This is a genomic window from Streptomyces sp. NPDC020898, assembly GCF_044333925.1.
Classification (GTDB): domain Bacteria; phylum Actinomycetota; class Actinomycetes; order Streptomycetales; family Streptomycetaceae; genus Streptomyces.
Genome location: NZ_JBIRRV010000006.1, coordinates 270,578 through 289,526 on the forward strand (window position 1 = coordinate 270,578; position 18,949 = coordinate 289,526).

Below are 18,949 nucleotides of genomic sequence, written 5' to 3' on the forward strand. Positions count from 1 at the left end.
GCTGGAAAACGGTGGTGCCGGCAGGTCCTGGAATCGGTGGTGCCGTTTGTGCTCGTCAGTATTGTCCCTCGGGCCGTCCTGACTTGCTGGTACACCGGTTGACGTCCGGGCGTGCCGTTCCTGCGTACGCAGATACGCACCAGAACCCCCACCTGCCTCAGCAATCGCGCAACCGTCCGGTATTCCTGGCCACTTCGGATACACAGCGGCTGATTTGCCGTCTTGTCATGGCCTGTTCGCAGCGCTTACTTTTGCGGCTCGTGGCATAGGTGAGGGGGGCTCTTCCATGGCCGTACGCGGCAAGCATCGCCGGTACCAGCCGAACCGGATCAACAGAGCTTCGCTCAGCGTCACCGCAGGTGGCGCGGGTATCGCGCTCCCGTTCGCCCTGGCCACCACCGCGGACGCCGCGGACCTGGACACCTGGAACAAGGTCGCCGCCTGCGAATCCACCAACGACTGGAACATCAACACCGGCAACGGGTATTACGGCGGGCTGCAGTTCAGCCAGTCCACCTGGGAGGCGTACGGCGGCACGGTCTACGCGCAGCGCGCCGATCTGGCCACCAAGGACCAGCAGATAGCCGTGGCCGAGAAGGTGCTCAAGGGGCAGGGTCCCGGTGCGTGGCCCGTCTGCTCGGTCCGCGCCGGTCTCACCAGGGGCGGTGACACCCCCGACATCAAGCCCGATGTCAGGGCCGACACCGCCCCCAAGTCCCAGCGGACCGTCCGTGACGTGAAGCCGCAGACCACACCCCAGTCCCAGGCCGGCACCACCCAGATGTACACCGTCGTGCACGGCGACACCCTCTCCGGCATCGCCGACGACCGTGACGTCCAGGGCGGCTGGCAGCGTCTGTACGCCGCCAACCGCACGACGGTCGGCACCGATCCGGACCTGATCGTCCCCGGCCAGCGGCTGAACCTCCGTACGAAGACCGCCCCCGACGCTCCCGCCACCGCCGAGCCGGCGCGCAAGTCCCGGACGGAGAAGGCGGAGAAGGCCCCTTCACGCACCGTCGAGAAGGCCGCCACCAAGGCCCCCAGCAGCACGACCACCACCCTCACCGCGCCCGTGAGCAGCGCGACCGGGACGCCGTACCACAAAGCGGGTTCCTCCTGGTCGAAGGGCTACCACACCGGTGTCGACTTCCCGGTGCCCACCGGTACGTCCGTGCGGGCGATCGGGGCGGGCGAGGTCGTCGACGCGGGCTGGGGCGGCTCGTTCGGCTACCAGGTGGTGATCCGGCACGCGGACGGGCGCCACTCGCAGTACGCGCACCTGTCGGCGATCTCCGTGAAGGCCGGGCAGTCCGTGTCGGGCGGGCAGCGCATCGGGCGCTCCGGGTCGACGGGCAACAGCTCGGGCCCGCATCTGCACTTCGAGGTGCGGACGGGGGCCGGCTTCGGCACCGACGTCGACCCGGTGGCCTATCTCAGGGCCGGCGGGGTCAGGATTTGACGCGCATGCGGTGCCGGTCGAGAACGGGGTACGGAACCGGCATGTACGGGATGCCGTAGAAGGCGCCGTGGAGAGCGGACGGCCGGTCGTCGCGGGGTGTGACGGGCGGCCTGTTCTCGGTCTCGTACGGGTCGTGCGGCGCCGGCACCGAGGCCGCGGCCGGCGCGAAGTCGTCCTCGCGGACAGTGGGCCCCGGCTGCGGGGGAAGGCCCGCGAGCGCCGCGAGACCTGCCGTGAGCGCGTCGACCGGGGTGGGCAGGGGGAACTCCTCGCTCACCGCCGCGGTTTCCTCGGTCCCGTCCACGGCCTGTTCCGTCGCTGCGGGCGCCGGAACAGGGGAAGCAGGGGCAGGAAAGGCGGACGGCATCACATCGGTGCGTGTGGTGTGCTCCAGCCGCTCCGTCGTGAGCAGGATCAGGCCGCCCGCCGCGACCACACCGCAGCTCAGCGCGAGGATGGTGCCCGTGGTGCCGTACCGGAAGGTCTCGCCGAACATCGTGATGCCGACCGCCGCCGCCACCACCGGGTTCACGACCGTCAGCGTCGCAAGCGGCGCGGCGAGGCCGCCGCCGCGGTAGGCGGCCTGGGAGAGCAGCAGACCGGACACACCGAGCACGCCGATCAGGGCCAGCGTGGGCACATCCGCGGCCGTGACGCCGCCGGACCAGTCCACCGCGACCACCTTCGTGAACACCGAGGACATACCGAAGGCGATACCGGACGCGATCGCCAGCAGCGTGCTGCGCACCGCCGGATGCCGGTGCACCGCGCGGGCCGTCACCATCAGCGTCACCACCGCGGAGCCGGTGACCACGGCCAGGAACACCCGCTGGGCGGTGCCCAGGGACTGGACGTCGGCCGTACCGACCAGGGAGAGCAGGCCCGCGAGTCCGAGCGTCGCCATGATCGCGCCCCGCCAGGCGGTCGCCCCGGCCTTGCGGCGCACGAACAGGGCCGCCATCGGCAGCGCGAACACGATCGTCAGCGCGCCCATCGGCTGGACGACGCTCAGCGGGCCGTAGGCCAGCGCCACGACGTGCAGTACTCCACCGAAACCGTTCAGCGCGACGGCCGCCCACCAGATCGGGCGGCGCATCGGCGCGTAGGACTGACCGGGCTCGGAAACCGCGACACGCTCCTGCACGATCGCCCCGCCGGCGTAGGCGACGGCGGAGACGAGCGAGAGGAGAATGGACAACGCGAGGGCGCTCATGAGCAACTCCTCTGCGTGCGACGGGGGCGGGGGGCCCGGCGCGGCGAACGGTCGGCTTCCATAGTCACTACGATCCCCCTTCGCGAGCGCCACGTCGTCGTACCTGAGCAGTCATTGGGTCCTACTGCCGATGGAGTACGCCGGGCCCCACGTCCTCCCCAGGGTGGGTGACGCGGGGGTGCGGCAGCTGCGCACAGCCACTGACCGACCTGGTACTACTGCCCCTCGTGGACCTCGACCCTGATCTCGCGGCGCTTCGCCCGCTCGGCGGCTTCTTCGTACTACGCACGGCCGGAGCACCTGCCGACCCGCCGCCGCCACTCGCGCAGACCTACGCGCATCGCGGCGAGGATGTTTATGAGGATTCCGTAACTTTGCGCGTCCGCATGATTACGGAGCGTCTCCAGGCTCCTGAGCTGCGGGTTTCCGCGTCGATCGCCCAGCAGGCGCTCGCGGCCCGGCTGTGGTCCATCACGCTGGGCTGCGCCGTCCGCTACGGCAGCGTCCCCGACCTCGACCCGCTCCTCCTCCACTGGGACGCCGCCGCGAGCGCCCCTGACGACCTGTGGCTGGCGGAGGTACGCCCCCGACCGGCGGACGCGGCGACGGTCGCGGACATCGTCGTACGGGGGCATCTGGAGCCCCTCACGGCCGTCCTGCACGCCCGGTACGGCGTCGCCGAGGGCCTGCTGTGGGGCAACGCGGGCTCCGCGCTCGCCGGGGCAGCCCGCGAGGTGGACCGCTGGGCGCGAGGGGCGGGCACGGACGCCGGTGTCCGCGCCCATGCCCTCGCCGCCGAACTGTTCACCCACCCCCGCCTCGCCCCGACCGGCACCCTCACCGGCACCGCCTTCCGGCGCCGCAGCTGCTGCCTCTACTACCGGGTGCCGGGCGGCGGGGTCTGCGGCGACTGCTGTTTCATGAGGGACCCGCGGTCTTCCCCGGGGGCCGCATCTGGGTGACCATGTGGGAACCAGCTGCTGAGACAGGGGGTTTTGGGTGCGAGTGGGCCTGCTGAGCCGGGAGTACCCGCCGGACGTGTACGGCGGCGCGGGTGTCCATGTCGAGTTCCTAGCCCGGGAGTTGGGCGCCCTCACCGACCTGGAGGTGCACTGCTGGGGCGAGGGCCGTGGAGTCGGCGTCATCCGCCACCGGTCCTGGCCGGCGCTGGACACCGCCAACGACGCCCTGCGCACCTTCTCCACGGACCTCTCCATCGCCGCCGCCCTCGAAGGCCGCGAACTCGTCCACTCCCACACCTGGTACGCCAATCTGGCGGGCCACTTCGCCAAGCTCCTGTACGGCATCCCGCATGTGATGACCGCGCACTCCCTGGAGCCCCTGCGCCCCTGGAAGGCCGAGCAACTCGGCGGCGGCTACGCCCTGTCGAGCTGGGCCGAGCGCACCGCCATCGAGGCGGCCGACGCCGTGATCGCCGTGTCCGGGGCCATGCGCGAGGACATCCTCGCCTGCTACCCGGCCCTCGACCCGGCCACCGTCCACGTCGTCCACAACGGCATCGACACCACCCTCTACCGCCCCGACCACGGAACCGACGCCCTGACCCGGATCGGCGTCGACCCCGACCGCCCGTACGTCCTGTTCGTCGGCCGCATCACCCGCCAGAAGGGCGTCCCCCATCTGCTGCGCGCGGTACGGGACATCGACCCGGCGGCCCAGGTCGTGCTGTGCGCGGGCGCCCCGGACACCCCGGAGATCGACCGGGAGTTCCGCGAACTCTTCCAGGAGCTGAGCGCCGTACGCGAGGGAGTGTTCTGGATCCCGCAGATGCTGCCGCGCCCGGACGTCATCCAACTCCTCACGCACGCCGCCGTGTTCGCCTGCCCCTCGGTGTACGAGCCCCTGGGCATCGTCAACCTGGAGGCGATGGCCTGCGGAACTCCCGTGGTGGCCTCGCGTGTCGGGGGCATTCCAGAGGTCGTCGAGGACGGCAAGACGGGTGTACTCGTCTCCCTGGACGAGGACCCGGGGGTCTTCGAGGCGGGCCTCGCGCGGGCCCTGGACTCCGTGCTCGGTGATCCGGAGGGCGCGCGGCGGATGGGCGACGCCGGACGGGAGCGCGCGGTGGGGGAGTTCGGCTGGGACACGGTGGCCCGACGCACCGTCCGGCTGTACGAGGAGATCGTCAAACAGGCTCAACAGGCTTAGCCCGACCGGCGTACGGGCAAGCATCGTGCACAACCACGGTGAGGGGAGCGGCGATGCGTCGTGGTGGGCCTTCTGTGCTCGGGATCGTACTGGCGGGCGGGGAGGGCAAACGCCTGATGCCCCTGACCGCGGACCGTGCGAAACCGGCGGTCACCTTTGGCGGAACGTATCGCCTGGTCGACTTCGTCCTGTCCAACCTCGTCAACGGTGACATCATGCGCATCTGCGTGCTCACGCAGTACAAGTCGCACTCGCTGGACCGGCACATCACCACCACCTGGCGGATGTCCAGTCTGCTCGGCAACTACGTCACCCCGGTCCCCGCCCAGCAGCGCCTCGGGCCGCGCTGGTACCTGGGCAGCGCGGACGCCATCCTCCAGTCCCTCAACCTCGTGCACGACGAACAGCCCGACTACGTCGCGGTGTTCGGCGCCGACCACGTCTACCGCATGGACCCCCGGCAGATGGTCAACCAGCACATCGACAGCGGCGCCGGGGTCACGGTCGCGGGTATACGGGTGCCGCGCGCCGAGTCGTCGTCCTTCGGCGTGATCAGCCCCGGCTCGGACGGCCAGAGCGTGCAGGGCTTCCTGGAGAAGCCCGCCGACCCGCCCGGTCTGCCCGACGACCCCGGGAGTGTCTTCGCCTCGATGGGCAACTACGTCTTCACCACCAAGGCCCTTATCGAGGCGCTCCAGCGGGACGCCGAGGACGGCGACTCCGTGCACGACATGGGCGGTTCGATACTGCCTGCGCTCACGGACCGGGGCGAGGCCCAGCTGTACGACTTCAGCGAGAACCACGTGCCCGGTGAGACGACACGCGACCAGGGCTACTGGCGGGACGTCGGCACGCTCGACGCGTACTACGACGCCCACATGGACCTGATCGCCGAGCGCCCCGCCTTCAACCTCTACAACCGCAGCTGGCCCGTCTACACCCACTCCGGCCAGTTGTCGCCGGCCCGTTTCAACGCCGGCGGCATCGCCAGCGAGTCGATCATCAGCGCGGGCTGTCTGATCCGGGGTCAGGTCACGCGCTCGGTGCTCTCGCCCGGGGTGCGTGTCGACCCGGGGGCCGTGGTCCAGGGGTCGATCCTGCACGACAACGTGCGCATCGGGCGGGGGGCGATCGTGCGCGGGGCCGTTCTGGACAAGAACGTCGAGGTCCCGCCGGGCGCGACGATCGGCGTCAACCCGGAGCGGGACGCCGACCTGTACACCGTTTCCAAGGGCGGCGTGATCGGCCTCGGGAAGGGCCAGCACGTCTCGTAGACACCAGGAACGCACACGTCGACGGCTCCGGTGAGCCCGTGCTCACCGGGGCCGTCGGCGTGTCCGGGGCTCCGGCTTGTGAGCCGAACGGGCTGTTGCGGTACGGCCGCGAGGTGACCGTGCCGGGCCGGACGGGGATCCGGGCGCCTCACGAGGAACAGATCCCGGACACGGCCCCCGGGTACTGCATTTTTCCGGGGGATCCCCCAAGACCCCCGGCCGTGGGCCGCCCCGACATCTGCCCGAACCGACGGAGGTCTTCCCCTTGAGATGGACGCTGCGCACCGCGGGAGCGGTGACGGCCGCCGCCCTGCTGGCCGGCGCGCTCGCCGCCCCGGCCGCCCAGGCCCGTGCCGAGCGGCTCACCGACCTGGTCAACCCGTTCATCGGCACGGAGAACGAGGGCAACACCTTCCCCGGCGCGGCCGTGCCCTTCGGCATGGTCCAGCTCTCGCCCGACACGGGGCACAAGACCGGTTACCGCTACTCCCAGACCCGCATCCGCGGCTTCTCCCTCGTCCACCTCTCCGGCGTCGGCTGCCGGATCGGGGGCGACCTGCCGGTGCTGCCCACGACCGGCGACATCACGAGCACCGACTACGCGTCCTACGCCGCCGAGTTCGGCCACGACAACGAGCGGGCCAGCCCCGGCTACTACAAGGTGGGCCTGGACACGGGCATCGACGCCGAGCTGACGGCGACCGCGCGCACCGGCGTGCAGCGCTACACCTTCCCGGCGACCACCAAGGCCAACGTGCTGCTCAACGCGGGCCAGTCGCTGCACACGAAGGTGGCGAGCCGTGTCGAGATCCTCGACGACCGCACCGTCCGCACGACGATCACCGGCTCAGGTTTCTGCCGGGGCACGAAGCCGTACACCGTCCACACGGTCACCCGTTTCGACCGGCCCTTCACCACGTACGGCACCTGGGACGGCGCCACGGTCACCGGCGGGTCCCGGACCGGGGGCGACGGCGCGTACGTCCGCTTCGACACGACGGACGGGGACCGCACCGTCGAGGCGACCACCGCCCTGTCGTACGTCGACGCGGCCGGCGCGGCAGGCAACCTGAGCGCCGAGGGCGGACGGCGATTCGACGAAGTACGGGAGGCGGCCGGGGACGCCTGGCAGGCGCGCCTCGACGACGTGGGCGTGACCGGCGGCTCGGACACGCTCCGCCGGACCTTCTACTCGTCCCTCTACCGGACCTTCCTCGCCCCCAACATCGGCAGCGACGCCGACGGCCGCTACACCGGCTGGGACCTGAAGATCCACCGCGCGCGGGACTTCACGTACTACCAGAACTGGTCCCTCTGGGACACCTACCGCACCCAGGCGCAGCTCCTGTCGCTGCTCGCGCCCCGGGAGGCCCGTGACATGGCGCTCTCGGTGCTGAAGATCGACGAGGAGGGCGGCTGGCTGCCCAAGTGGGGCTACGGCACGGTCGAGACGAACATCATGACCGGCGACCCGGTCACCCCGTTCCTCACCCACGCCTACCAGCAGGGGCTGCTGCACGGCCACGAGGAGCGGACGTACCGCGCCCTGCGGAAGAACGCCGACGGCGTGCCGCCCGCCGCCCTGCCCATGCTGGGGCGCGAGGCGAACCGGGAGTACATCGCGGACGGTTTCGCGCCCTACCTCAAGGGCCGCCCGCGGACGAAGCTCGGCGACTCGGACTACCACTGGGGCGCGTCCGTCACCCTCGAATACGCCCTGTCCGACGCGATGCTGGCCCAGATGGCACGCGAGCTGGGCCACGAGGCCGACGCCGCCCGTTACTCGGCCAGATCGCAGAACTACCGAAACGCCTTCGACCCCTCGACCGGTTTCTTCCGACCCCGGGACGCCTCGGGGGCCTTCGCGGGCGACCCGGATCCGGCCAAGGGCGAGGGGTTCCACGAGGGCACGGCCTGGCAGTACCAGTGGCTGGTTCCGCAGGACCTGCCGGGCCTGGTGGACCTGCTCGGCGGCCGGCAGGCGGCCAACGACCGGCTCGACGCCTTCTTCGCGTACGAGCAGATGATGGAGGACCCGGCCAAGGCGGCCCGCGAGGTGTGGGTGAACGGCCCGTACGCCTACTACAACGCGTACAAGTACAACCCGCAGAACGAGGTCGACCTCACCGCCCCGTACACCTACCTCTCCACCGGACAGCCCTGGAAGACGACCGAGGTGGTGCACACCGCGCTGACCCTCTACACGGACGGCCCGACCGGCATGACCGGCAACGACGACATGGGCACCATGTCCGCCTGGCACGTCCTGTCGGCGATCGGGATCTTCCCGGTCCAGCCCGGCTACGACACCTGGGGCCTGTCCACCCCGCTCTTCGACCGGGTCGACCTCACCCTCGACCGCCGCTACTACCCGCTCGGCACCCTGACGGTGACCGCACCGGGTACGTCGGACAGTCGGCGCTACGTCCAGTCGGTGAGCGTGGACGGCGTGTCCTACGGCCGTACGTATGTGACCAGCGGGACGCTGCGGGGTGCCCGCTCGCTCGACTTCACGGTCGGTGGGCAGCCGTCGGAGTGGGGGACGGGCACGGATGCGGCGCCGCCCGCCCTGAGGTGACGCGACGCACGTTCTGAAGCGCCCCCCATTCGGCACACAAGTCCCGCCGCTTGCAAGGGTGGCGGGACTTAATCCGTTGTTAACTGTGCGTAGCTTGATCGTACTTGACCGTAATCGCCCGTAGGCGATTGACTGCTGACTCACCCGTCGTCGACGCGAGAGCGATCCCTTGACCTCTGAGACCTCGGACCTGCTCGCCCCCCTCGACCTGGCGTTCTGGAACATCGAGTCCGACCTGCACCCCATGCACCTGGGCGCACTCGGTGTCTTCTCCGCCCACTCGCCCACCGCCGGAGCCCACGCGGCCGATCTGCTCGCCGCCCGCGCCGCCGCCGTACCCGGACTGCGCATGCGCATCCGGGACATGTGGCAGCCCCTGCTCCCGCTGGCCTTCGGAGGTGCCACCCGCGAGAGCGTCCCGGACTTCGACCCGCTCGACCACGTCCGGCTGCACGCCCCGACCGCCGACTTCCACACCGTCGCCGGACGGCTCATGGAACGCCCGCTGGAGCGCGACCGGCCGCTCTGGGAGGCGCACGTGCTGCCCGGCGAGGACGGCACCTCCTTCGCCGTGCTCTTCAAGTTCCACCACGCCCTGGCCGACGGCCTGCGGGCACTGACGCTCGCCGCCGGGGTCATGGACCCCCTCGACCTGCCCAAGCCCCGCCCCCGTCCCGAGCAGCCGGCCGGGAGCTTCTTCCCCGACGTGCGCAAGGTGCCCGGGCTGGTGCGCGGTGCCTTCTCCGACGTGGGCCGCGCCCTGGACATCGGCGCCTCCGTCGCCCGCTCGGGCCTGGGCAACCTGAACACGCGCTCGTCGCCCGCGCTCGTCGCCGAGCCGACCGGCACCCGCCGCACCGCCGGTGTCCTCATCGACCTCGACGACGTCCACCGGGTCCGCAAGACGGTCGGCGGCACCGTGAACGACGTACTCATCGCCGTCGTCGCGGGGGCCCTGCGGCGCTGGCTCGACGAGCGCGGCGACGGCAGCGAGGGAGTCGCCCCGCGCGCCCTGATCCCCGTCTCCAAACGGCGTCCGCGCACCGCGCACCCGCAGGGCAACCGGCTCTCCGGGTACCTGATGCGGCTGCCCGTCGACGATCCGGACCCGCTCAGGCGCCTCGACCTGGTCCGTACGGCCATGGACCGCAACAAGGACGCGGGGCCCGGGCGGGGCGCGGGGGCGGTCGCGCTGCTCGCCGACCATGTGCCGCCGCTCGGGCACCGGCTCGGCGGACCGCTCGTCAAGCAGGCCGCCCGGCTCTGGTTCGACATCCTCGTCACCAGCGTGCCGCTGCCCAGCCTCGGCCTGCGGCTCGGCGGCAACCCGCTCGCCGAGGTCTACCCCTTCGCCCCGCTCGCCCACGGGCAGTCGCTGGCGGTCGCCATGTCGACATACCGGGGGCAGGTCCACTTCGGGCTCGTCGCGGACGCGGCGGCCGTCCCGGACCTGGACCGGTTCGCCGCCGCGGTGTCCGAGGAAGTGGCGGCCCTGGTCACCGCCTGCGCCCCGTGAGCAACCTCACGATCGTCACGGGTTTGGTTACTTCGCCCGGTGCTCCGTAAAATCGCCTGTTCGAGAGCGAGCGCGGTCGGAGCGCCGCGCGGGTGACCCAGGGAACGGCAGCGCGATGACGGTGACAGAGGACGGCCCGACGGCCATGGACGACATGTCCGACGGGGTGGGCGACGCGTCCTACGGCCCCGGCATCGACCCCGAGCGGATGGCCGTCTGCCTCGGTGTGCTCGAAGAGCTCGACAAGCTGGACGTCGACCACCCCGACGCCATCGCCGTGCGCCGCGCCACCGCCGGTGTCTACCGGATGGTCAAGCAGCGCCGCCGGCAGGAGCGCCGGGCCGCCAAGACCGCCCACGACAAGGCGGTCACGGAGTCCACGGCGACCGGCTCCGCCCAGCGCATCGACGACGAGACCGAGGGCATCCTGCCGTCGTCGGTGACCGAGGAGGGGCAGATCGCGGGGATACTCCAGCGCCCGCGCTCCTGCTACACCTGCAAGACCCGGTACGTCGAGGTCGACTACTTCTACCACCAGCTCTGCCAGAACTGCGCCGCCCTGAACCGCTCCCGCCGCGACGCCCGCACCGACCTCACCGGCAAGCGCGCGCTGCTCACCGGCGGCCGGGCCAAGATCGGCATGTACATCGCGCTGCGGCTGCTGCGCGACGGCGCGCACACCACGATCACCACACGGTTCCCGAAGGACGCGATCCGCCGCTTCAAGGCCATGGACGACTCGGCGGACTGGATCCACCGCCTGGAGATCGTCGGCACCGACCTGCGCGACCCGGCCCAGGTCGTGGCCCTGACCGACCGGATCGTCGAGCAGGGCCCTCTCGACATCCTGATCAACAACGCGACCCAGACGGTACGCCGGCTGCCCTCCGCGTACGCCGCGCTGGTCGAGGGCGAGAGCGCCCCGCTGCCGGCCGGTGAACTGCCCGCCCACCACGTCATCGGCGCCTTCAACTCCGGCGCGGTCGACGGACTGGCCGCGCTGCCCGTCGGCATCAGCGGCCTCGACGCCCAGAAGGTCGCCGACCTCGCCCTGGTCGCCGGCAACGCCAGCGTGGCCCGGCACCGCGACGGCTCCGCCATCGACGCGGGCGGTCTGCTCCCCGACGTCGTCGACAGCAACACCTGGGTGCAGAGCATCGACCAGATCTCCCCGGTGGAGCTCCTGGAGACGCAGCTGTGCAACTACACGGCGCCGTTCATCCTGATCAGCAACCTGCGGTCGGTGATGGCCGAGGCCGCGCGCGCGGCGGTGAGCAAGCGTGCCTACGTCGTCAACGTCTCGGCGATGGAGGGCGTGTTCGGCCGCGGCTACAAGGGTGCGGGCCACCCGAACACGAACGCCGCGAAGGCCGCCATGAACATGGTGACGCGGACCAGCGCCCAGGAGATGTTCGAGACCGACGGCATCCTGATGACCTCCGTCGACACCGGCTGGATCACCGACGAGCGCCCGCACCACGACAAACTGCGCCTGGCCGACGAGGGGTTCCACGCACCCCTCGACCTCGTCGACGGTGCGGCGCGTGTGTACGACCCGGTCGTGCGCGGCGAGGCAGGGGAGGATCTGTACGGGGTCTTTATGAAGGACTACGCGCCTGGTAAGTGGTAGCGGGTGTGGGTGGTGCGCCTGCGGGGCGGTGGGGGCTGGTGGCGCAGTTCCCCGCGCCCCTTAGGTGGGTTCGTGTCGCCGTAAGTGTTCATGAACCGTGTACGCCGCTGTCGTGTGTGCTGGGCGTACTCGTGTTCCCCCGTCCACCAGTAGGTCTGCCCCGGTGATCCACTCTGCGGCGTCCGAGGCCAGCCACAGCACCGCTCGGGCGACGTCCTCGGGTTCGCCGATCCGGCCGAGAGGGAGCCCGGCGGCGACGGCGTCCTCGCCGTGCTCCCAGACGAAGCGGGCCATCTCCGTGCGGACGAGGCCAGGGGAGACCGAGTTGACCCGCACCCCTGGGGCCAGCTCGCCCGCGAGTTGCTGCGTGAGGTGCAGCAGCGCCGCCTTGCTGGTGCCGTACGCGCCGACGTTCGGACCGACATGGGTGGCGCCCTCCGTGCAGATGTTGACCACGGTCCCGCCGTGCTCGCGCATCCACGCCCGCCACACGCACTGCGTCAGCCGCAGCGCAGCCTCGACGTTCACCGTGAACGCGTCACGCCACGCGTCCGGGTCGGCGTCCATGAGCGGGCCGTAGGGGAGGTTCGTGGCCGCGTTGTTCACAAGGATGTCGATGCGTCCGAACGCGTCGAGTGTGAACTCGGTCAACACCCGCAGGTGCGCCGGATCGGCGACGCTGCCCGCAAGGCCGACCCCGCCGAGCGCCTCGGCGGCCTGGGCCACCCCGTCCGGATCGCGGGCCGTCACGCACACCCGGGCCCCGGCCCGCACCAGCGCCCCGGCGACGGCCAGCCCGATCCCCCGGGTGCCCCCGGTGACCAGGGCGACCCTGCCGTCGAGTCCGTACGGCGCCATCATCCGCGTACCGTCTCATGACGGGTCGTCAGCCAACAGTCCCTGGGCCGTACGGGTGATACGCAAACCGCGCTCCAGGTAACAAACAACCGCAGATTATGGCTGAATGAACACTGAGCGACGTGAGATCTTTACCGCTTGTTTTCACCCCATCGAGCGGACACCCGCTCATTTGGTTAATACTGGGGTCGACGGGCAGCACGACTGGGTTCCACCCACACCCACGGTCCGTCACCGGCGCCACCGCGTCCTACTGCTCTTGACTCACACCCGAGTGGACGTCAGGCGACCGGCGACAGACTGGTCCTGAAGGTCCCGAGGGTGACCCGACACATAAGGAGTGCGCGGTGACACCGGAGAAGACGAATCTCGAAGAAGGCCCTGCAGAACGCACGGCGGGCCCAGTCGACCGGAGCGACCAGCTCGGCAGCCTCGAGGTCTGGGCCAGGTCGGCCCCGATCCGCCTGGCGGGCTACGAGGACGACCTGGCCGAGCCGCACATCCTGCCCAGCGTCGACTGACGCCCCCACGGGACCCATCGAGATCGCCGTCGGCATGGGCGTGACAGACTCGCGCTCATGCTGATGATCAGGGAATCCGCGGCTGGTGACTGGCCGCGGATCTGGCCGTTCTGGCACCGCATCGTCGCCGCCGCCGACACCTACACCTGGGACCCGGACACCTCCGAGGAAGCGGCCCGTGCCCTGTGGATGAGCCCGGCCAAGCGTGTGTACGTCGCCGAGGACACCGACGGAGCTGTTGTCGGCTCCGCCTACCTCACCCCCAACTACGGCGGCCCCGCCGCCCGTATCGCCAACGCCGGCTTCATGGTCGACCCCGACTGCGGCGGCCGGGGCATCGGCCGCGCCCTCGCCGAACACGTCCTGAGCGAGGCAGAGGCCCACGGCTATCGGGGCATGGTCTTCAACGCCGTCGTCGAGACCAACCCGGCGGTCAAACTGTGGACCTCGCTCGGCTTCACGATCCTGGGCACGGTGCCGGACGCGTTCGACCATCCCCGGCACGGCCGGGTGGGCCTGCACATCATGCACAAGTCCTTCGGCGACTGACCCGGCCGGGCGCGCGACCGCGCCCTGAAAGGGGCGCGGGGCTGTATCGATCTGCGGCTCCGCCGCGGGGCGCGACCAGCCCCCACCGGCCCGCAGATTCAGCACCGCTCTTCCAACGGAACCCTCAGGCGAGCGGAGCCGTCCGCTGCCACGGGTGCAGTTCCTCCAACTGCTGGGCCACATCGAGGAGTACGGCCTCCGAGCCCGGCCGCCCCACCAGCTGTACGGCGCAGGGCGCGCCCGACGGCAGCGTGCCGAAGGGCACGGACATCGCCGGCCAGCCCGTCAGGTTCCACGGGGGTGTCATCGGCGAGTAGTTCGTGTTGGCGAGGACGTTGCGCAGCCAGCCCCGCTCGTGCCAGGCAGCGGCGGTCGGCGAACGCCGGGCGAGCGCCGGGGTGAGCAGGACGTCGTGCTCGGCGAAGAACGGCTCCAGGCGCCGGCGCAGTCGCTGCTTGTGCTGTCCCCGCTCGACATACCCGACGAACCGGCGCCCGACGGCCGCGTGGACCCGGGTGCGCCGGGCCAGCTCGGTCCGGTCCAGCCCTTCCGCGTCCCGGGCCGTGCCCGCCGTCCAGTGCGTGAACGAGGTCACGCCGATCGACAGCGGATACGGCGGGTCGGCGGGCCGCACCTGGTGACCGGCGCCGTCCAGCAGCGCGGCGGCCTCGCGCGCGGCCGACGTGTACGGCCTGCTGACGGTGACGCCGGCGATGGGGCTGCGGACGGAGACGGCGACCCTGCGGCCGGCGTGCGCCTCCGAGCGTACGAACTCCGTGTCCGCGAGGACCGACAGCATCAGGCGGGCGTCCGCCACCGTCGTCGCCAGGGGGCCGTTCTCGGACATGCCGAACCAGTCGCCGTTGCCGATGCCCGCCGGGACGACCCCGAAGCCTGGCTTGATGGTGACGACACCGCAGTTGGCGGCGGGGATGCGCAGCGAACCCATACCGTCGTTGCCCAGCGCGATCGGCACCATCCCGGCGCCCACGGCGGCCGCGCTGCCGCCTGAGGAGCCGCCCGCCGTTCGGGTGGTGTCCCACGGGTTGCGTGCGGTGCCGAGCGCGCCCTCCGAGGTGCCCCAGACACACAGTTCCGGCACATTGGTGACACCGATGACGATCGCGCCCGCCGCGCGCAACCGGGCCACGGTGATGTGGTCGTGGTCGGCGGGGGTGTCGGGCGTCGCGGTGGATCCGTGCCGGGTCGACTCGCCGTGCACGCCCAGGTTGTCCTTGACCGCCACGGGGACGCCCGCGAGCCGGAGGTCGGCCAGATCGGCGCGGGCCGCCACCTCGTCGGCCTCGGCCAGCGCCTCGTGAGCCCGCAGCCGGCGGAACGCTCCGACGCGGACGTCCAGCAGCTCGATGCGCGCGAGATGTTCGGCCACGACTTCACGCGGGGTGACGCGCTTCTCGCGTACGGCGGCGGCGATCTCGATGGCGGTACGGCCGACCCAGCTGGTCACGGGGGCTCCTCGGAGTGGATACGACACATGGTGCTACGCGTGAGGCGATGAGGCTACTCGTGAGTACGCAGAGCGTCGAGTGTCGTCGTGCTTGGACATTCACGCCGGGCCTCTTGGACTTTTTGTGTGCCGGGGCATCCACTTCCGCTCGCAGAGTCGCTGGTCATCCGATCACTGGCCGAACTTCCCTGGTGCGAGACCCCATTGACACTCCCTGAGGTGCGCTCAATCATCACACCTCCGATGAATGGGAGCTTCCAGATGAGTACGTATCCAAGACGTCGGCTCCTGGGCGCGCTGGTGGCCCTTCTGCTGGCCGCACCGGTCCCGGCGTCCGCGCAGCCGGAGGGGGCAGCAGCGGCGGCGACTCCGGTCACCGTGCCGGCCCTCGCGAACTGGACTCCGGAGCAGGGGAGTTACCGGTACGCCAGCTCTGTACGGCTGGTGGCCGACACGGCACCGGAGCGCAGGGTCGCGGACACTCTCGCCGACGATCTGCGCGAGGCGGGCCACGGCACCGTGCCCGTGGTGGGCGGCGGTGCGCGCACCGGTGACATCGTTATCGACGTCCGGCCGGGCAGGGCCGCTCTGGGTACGGAGGGGTACGAACTCCGGGCGGGCGCACGGCTGTCGGTGACCGGCGCGACCGAGACCGGCGCCTTCTACGGCACCCGCACCCTCCTCCAACTCCTCGCGCAGGGCGAGAGGATCCCCGCCGGGCGCACGGTCGACGTGCCCCGGTACGCGGAGCGGGGCGTCGGCGTGTGCGCCTGCTACGTCCACATCTCGACACCGTGGCTGGAGAACCTCGTACGCGACATGGCGTACCACAAGCTCAACCAGTTGCTCCTCGAACTCAAGGTGAAGAGCGACGCGCACCCCGAGGCCAACACCTGGGGCTACTACACCAAGGACGAGATCCGGCGGCTCGTCGCTCTGGGCGAGAAGTACCACGTCGAGATCGTGCCGGAGATCAACTCCCCGGGCCACATGGATCCCTGGATCGAGAACCGCCCTGACCTCCAGCTCACCGACTCCGACGGCAACAAGCAGCCCAGCAGGCTCGACATCACCCAGCCGGCCGCCTTCGACTACTACACGAGCCTGATCGACGAGTACGCGCAGGTGTTCACCGGCGGCTCCTGGCACATGGGCGCCGACGAGTACATGCTCGGCTCCGACTTCGCCAAGTACCCGCAGGTCCTGCGGTACGCACGGGAGAAGTACGGGGCGAACGCCACACCCCAGGACGCCTTCATCGACTTCGTCAACCGCGTCCAGGCCTATCTGGCCGCCAAGGGCAGGAAACTGCGCATCTGGAACGACGGGCTCACCGGCGCCAACACCGTCCCGGTGACCGCCGGCACGACGGTCGAGCACTGGCTGAACGTGGCCGTGAAACCGAGCCAACTCGTGGCACAGGGCTACCCGTTGATGAACGCCGCCTATGCGCTGTACCTCGTCCGGGGTGGCTTCCACACCGACACCAAGGGCCTGTACGACCAGAGTTGGGACCCGAGGAGCTTCGAGGGCGAGAAGCTCGCCTCCAGCAAGGGCATCACCGGTGCGAAGATCAGCCTCTGGCCGGACAACGGACGCGGCGAGACCGAGAACGAGGTCGCCGTCGACACCGACCCCGCGCTGCGGCATGTCGCGCAGGCCACCTGGGGCGATCCGCATCCCGACGCCACGTACGCCGAGTTCACCGCGCGAGGGACGGCTGTCGGGCACGCGCCCGGCCGGCGGGACCTGACACGGGTGCCGGTCGCGGACGGGACGTACACGTTGGGGGCGGGGACCGTCTCCCTCACCGCCGACGTGCGGCGCACACCCGACGGATACGTCACCTTGCGGACCGGGGCCGGCTGCCTGGAGGTGCGCGGCGGGAAACTCACGCTCAACACCCCGCTCCAGCCCGGCGTCGAGGTCTCCGCGCAGACCTGCGACGCCACGAACACCGTGCAGCGCTGGGAGTTGGCGCCCGCCGCCGGTGGCTACCGGCTCGTCAATGCGATCACACGGATGGCGGTGCACGTGAGTGACGACGGTCGTCTCGTGCAGTACCCGCCGGACCAACGCCCGCCCGCTGTCTGGCACTTGACCACCGTCCACTGACCCGAGGAGCACCGCTCTCATGGCCGTCTCCAGACGTCTCTTCGTTACGGCAGCCGCCGCGCTCGTCGCCTCCAGAGGCACCTCACTGGCCCTGGCCGCCACCGCCCCGGGTTCGGTTCCGTTCGCGGAGGAACCGAACTTCCGCATCCCCGTCAGCCCCGACGACTCCGCCGACGTCCTGGTCCGCAAGGCGTCCCAAGTCCGGCCCACCGCACGGCAGATCGCCTGGCAACGGCTGGAACGGACCGCGTTCCTGCACTTCGGCGTCAACACCTTCACCGGCCTCGAATGGGGCACCGGCGACGAGGACCCGGACGTCTTCCAGCCGACCGGCCTCGACACCGACCAGTGGGCGCGGGCCCTGCGTGACGGCGGCTTCAAGCTCGCCATCCTCACCGTCAAGCACCACGACGGCTTCGTCCTCTACCCCTCCCGCTACACCAACCACTCGGTGGTGTCGAGCAGTTGGCGCGGCGGGCAGGGCGATGTGCTGCGCTCGTTCGCCGATTCCATGCGGCGGTACGGACTCAAGGTCGGCGTGTACATCTCCCCGGCCGACGAGAACCAGTACCTCCACGGCGTCTACGCCAACGGCAGCGCGCGCACCGAGCACACCATCCCGACCCCGGTCGAGAACGACGACCGTCCGGACGGCCCGCGGTTCACTCTCCCCGCGACCGACTACGGCGCCCACATGCTCAACCAGCTCTACGAGGTCCTCACCGAGTACGGTCCCGTCGACGAGGTCTGGTTCGACGGTGCCCAGGGGCACATCCCGCCTGACAAGGTCGAGAAGTACGACTGGGACAGCTGGTACACCCTCGTCCGCACCCTCACCCCCGACGCCACGATCGCCGTCTCCGGCCCCGATGTCCGCTGGGTCGGCAACGAGGGCGGGCTGGCGCGCGAGAACGAGTGGAGCGTCGTACCGGTCACCGAGAAGGACTACGGCAAGACCGACTTCGCGCTCTCGTACGACGCGGCGGACATGGGCGGCCGGGACGCGCTCGTCGCCGCCCGTTCCGTCGCCGACTACGTGCAGTGGTGGCCCGCCGAGTGCGATGTGTCCATCCGGGACGGCTGGTTCTACCACGCCGACCAACAGCCCAAGTCCGTCGACCGGTTGACCGAGATCTACTTCGGCTCGGTCGGCCGGAACGCCGTACTCCTCCTCAACGTCCCGCCGGACACGGACGGTCTCCTGGCCGCCTCGGACGTCACCCGGCTGCGGGAGTTCCGGGAGCGCGTCGACCGTGAACTGCCGGCCGACCTGACGGCCGGGGCCTCGGTCACCCGGACGCCGGGTGTCGTCACGGTCGACCTCGGCACGGAGCGGGAGGCGGACCGGGTGCGGCTCGCGGAGGACATCCGGTACGGGCAGCAGGTCGAGAGCTTCGTCGTCGAGGCGTTCGTCAGGGGTGGCTGGACCCGGGTGGCGGGAGCGGGGACGGTGGGGGCGAGCCGGATTCTGCTGCTGGCGGCGCCTGTCCGGGCCCGGCGGTGGCGGGTACGGGTGAGGCAGGCCCGAAGTGCCGTACGGATCGCGGAGTTCGGGTTGTACCGCTCGCAGGTCTGAGGGAAGCGAGCGGGCGGTCA

Annotated in this window: 14 protein-coding genes; 11 read left to right on the forward strand and 3 right to left on the reverse strand. The window is 70.8% G+C overall.

The features are described from left to right. Positions 1 to 286 precede the first annotated feature (286 nt). Positions 287 to 1,462 carry a transglycosylase family protein gene (locus ACH4TV_RS21095; RefSeq protein WP_398400194.1) on the forward strand — a complete coding sequence of 392 codons (1,176 nt, stop codon included), beginning with the start codon at positions 287 to 289 and terminating at the stop codon, positions 1,460 to 1,462. Here the strand turns inward: ACH4TV_RS21095 and ACH4TV_RS21100 are convergent. Continuing rightward, positions 1,452 to 2,675 carry a DMT family transporter gene (locus ACH4TV_RS21100; RefSeq protein WP_398400196.1) on the reverse strand — a complete coding sequence of 408 codons (1,224 nt, stop codon included), beginning with the start codon at positions 2,673 to 2,675 and terminating at the stop codon, positions 1,452 to 1,454. The two genes, ACH4TV_RS21095 and ACH4TV_RS21100, sit on opposite strands and share 11 nt — an antisense overlap. A gap of 209 nt (positions 2,676 to 2,884) precedes the next feature. On the opposite strand from ACH4TV_RS21100, the gene ACH4TV_RS21105 reads away from it, so the two are divergent. The 6 genes from ACH4TV_RS21105 (at position 2,885) to ACH4TV_RS21130 (ending at position 11,842) form a co-directional block, all read left to right on the forward strand. After that, complete coding sequence (locus ACH4TV_RS21105; protein ID WP_398400732.1) at positions 2,885 to 3,637, forward strand: (2Fe-2S)-binding protein; 753 nt, start codon at positions 2,885 to 2,887, stop codon at positions 3,635 to 3,637. A 37-nt stretch (positions 3,638 to 3,674) separates the two neighbouring features. Beyond that, positions 3,675 to 4,844: a glycogen synthase gene (glgA, locus tag ACH4TV_RS21110; RefSeq protein ID WP_398400198.1), complete on the forward strand. Its 1,170-nt coding sequence runs from the start codon at positions 3,675 to 3,677 to the stop codon at positions 4,842 to 4,844. Between the two features lie 53 nt (positions 4,845 to 4,897). Next, positions 4,898 to 6,118, forward strand: coding sequence for a glucose-1-phosphate adenylyltransferase (gene glgC / locus ACH4TV_RS21115; protein WP_398400200.1), 1,221 nt, complete (start codon positions 4,898 to 4,900; stop codon positions 6,116 to 6,118). A gap of 265 nt (positions 6,119 to 6,383) precedes the next feature. Then, a complete protein-coding gene (locus ACH4TV_RS21120) occupies positions 6,384 to 8,696 on the forward strand; it encodes a GH92 family glycosyl hydrolase (RefSeq protein ID WP_398400202.1) in 2,313 nt (770 codons plus the stop codon). A gap of 169 nt (positions 8,697 to 8,865) precedes the next feature. Then, positions 8,866 to 10,212 carry a wax ester/triacylglycerol synthase family O-acyltransferase gene (locus ACH4TV_RS21125; RefSeq protein WP_398400204.1) on the forward strand — a complete coding sequence of 449 codons (1,347 nt, stop codon included), beginning with the start codon at positions 8,866 to 8,868 and terminating at the stop codon, positions 10,210 to 10,212. 115 nt (positions 10,213 to 10,327) lie between these two features. Then, complete coding sequence (locus ACH4TV_RS21130; protein WP_398400206.1) at positions 10,328 to 11,842, forward strand: SDR family NAD(P)-dependent oxidoreductase; 1,515 nt, start codon at positions 10,328 to 10,330, stop codon at positions 11,840 to 11,842. Positions 11,843 to 11,902: 60 nt separating this feature from the next. Here ACH4TV_RS21130 and ACH4TV_RS21135 read toward each other — a convergent pair whose 3' ends face one another. Beyond that, positions 11,903 to 12,703: an SDR family oxidoreductase gene (locus ACH4TV_RS21135; RefSeq protein WP_398400208.1), complete on the reverse strand. Its 801-nt coding sequence runs from the start codon at positions 12,701 to 12,703 to the stop codon at positions 11,903 to 11,905. Between the two features lie 344 nt (positions 12,704 to 13,047). Here ACH4TV_RS21135 and ACH4TV_RS21140 point away from each other — a divergent pair, with 344 nt between their 5' ends. Beyond that, a complete protein-coding gene (locus ACH4TV_RS21140; RefSeq protein ID WP_398400210.1) occupies positions 13,048 to 13,221 on the forward strand; it encodes a hypothetical protein in 174 nt (57 codons plus the stop codon). A 60-nt stretch (positions 13,222 to 13,281) separates the two neighbouring features. Continuing rightward, a complete protein-coding gene (locus ACH4TV_RS21145; protein WP_398400734.1) occupies positions 13,282 to 13,770 on the forward strand; it encodes a GNAT family N-acetyltransferase in 489 nt (162 codons plus the stop codon). 124 nt (positions 13,771 to 13,894) lie between these two features. On the opposite strand, the gene ACH4TV_RS21150 is transcribed toward ACH4TV_RS21145, so the two are convergent. Next, entirely contained in the window at positions 13,895 to 15,238 is a 1,344-nt protein-coding gene (locus ACH4TV_RS21150; RefSeq protein ID WP_398400212.1) for an amidase, read from the reverse strand. 261 nt (positions 15,239 to 15,499) lie between these two features. Between ACH4TV_RS21150 and ACH4TV_RS21155 the strand changes: the two genes are divergently transcribed. Next, entirely contained in the window at positions 15,500 to 17,353 is a 1,854-nt protein-coding gene (locus tag ACH4TV_RS21155; protein ID WP_398400214.1) for a family 20 glycosylhydrolase, read from the forward strand. Between the two features lie 19 nt (positions 17,354 to 17,372). Then, positions 17,373 to 18,929: an alpha-L-fucosidase gene (locus ACH4TV_RS21160; protein WP_398400216.1), complete on the forward strand. Its 1,557-nt coding sequence runs from the start codon at positions 17,373 to 17,375 to the stop codon at positions 18,927 to 18,929. Positions 18,930 to 18,949: the final 20 nt, after the last annotated feature.

What these genes read in the sequence shown, in the direction of transcription:
- ACH4TV_RS21095 (WP_398400194.1), top strand. Translation starts at nt 287, where the DNA reads ATGGCCGTACGCGGCAAGCATCGCCGGTACCAGCCGAACCGGATCAAC.
- ACH4TV_RS21100 (WP_398400196.1), bottom strand. Translation starts at nt 2,675, where the DNA reads ATGAGCGCCCTCGCGTTGTCCATTCTCCTCTCGCTCGTCTCCGCCGTC.
- glgC (WP_398400200.1), top strand. Translation starts at nt 4,898, where the DNA reads ATGCGTCGTGGTGGGCCTTCTGTGCTCGGGATCGTACTGGCGGGCGGG.
- ACH4TV_RS21130 (WP_398400206.1), top strand. Translation starts at nt 10,328, where the DNA reads ATGACGGTGACAGAGGACGGCCCGACGGCCATGGACGACATGTCCGAC.
- ACH4TV_RS21135 (WP_398400208.1), bottom strand. Translation starts at nt 12,703, where the DNA reads ATGATGGCGCCGTACGGACTCGACGGCAGGGTCGCCCTGGTCACCGGG.
- ACH4TV_RS21155 (WP_398400214.1), top strand. Translation starts at nt 15,500, where the DNA reads ATGAGTACGTATCCAAGACGTCGGCTCCTGGGCGCGCTGGTGGCCCTT.
- ACH4TV_RS21160 (WP_398400216.1), top strand. Translation starts at nt 17,373, where the DNA reads ATGGCCGTCTCCAGACGTCTCTTCGTTACGGCAGCCGCCGCGCTCGTC.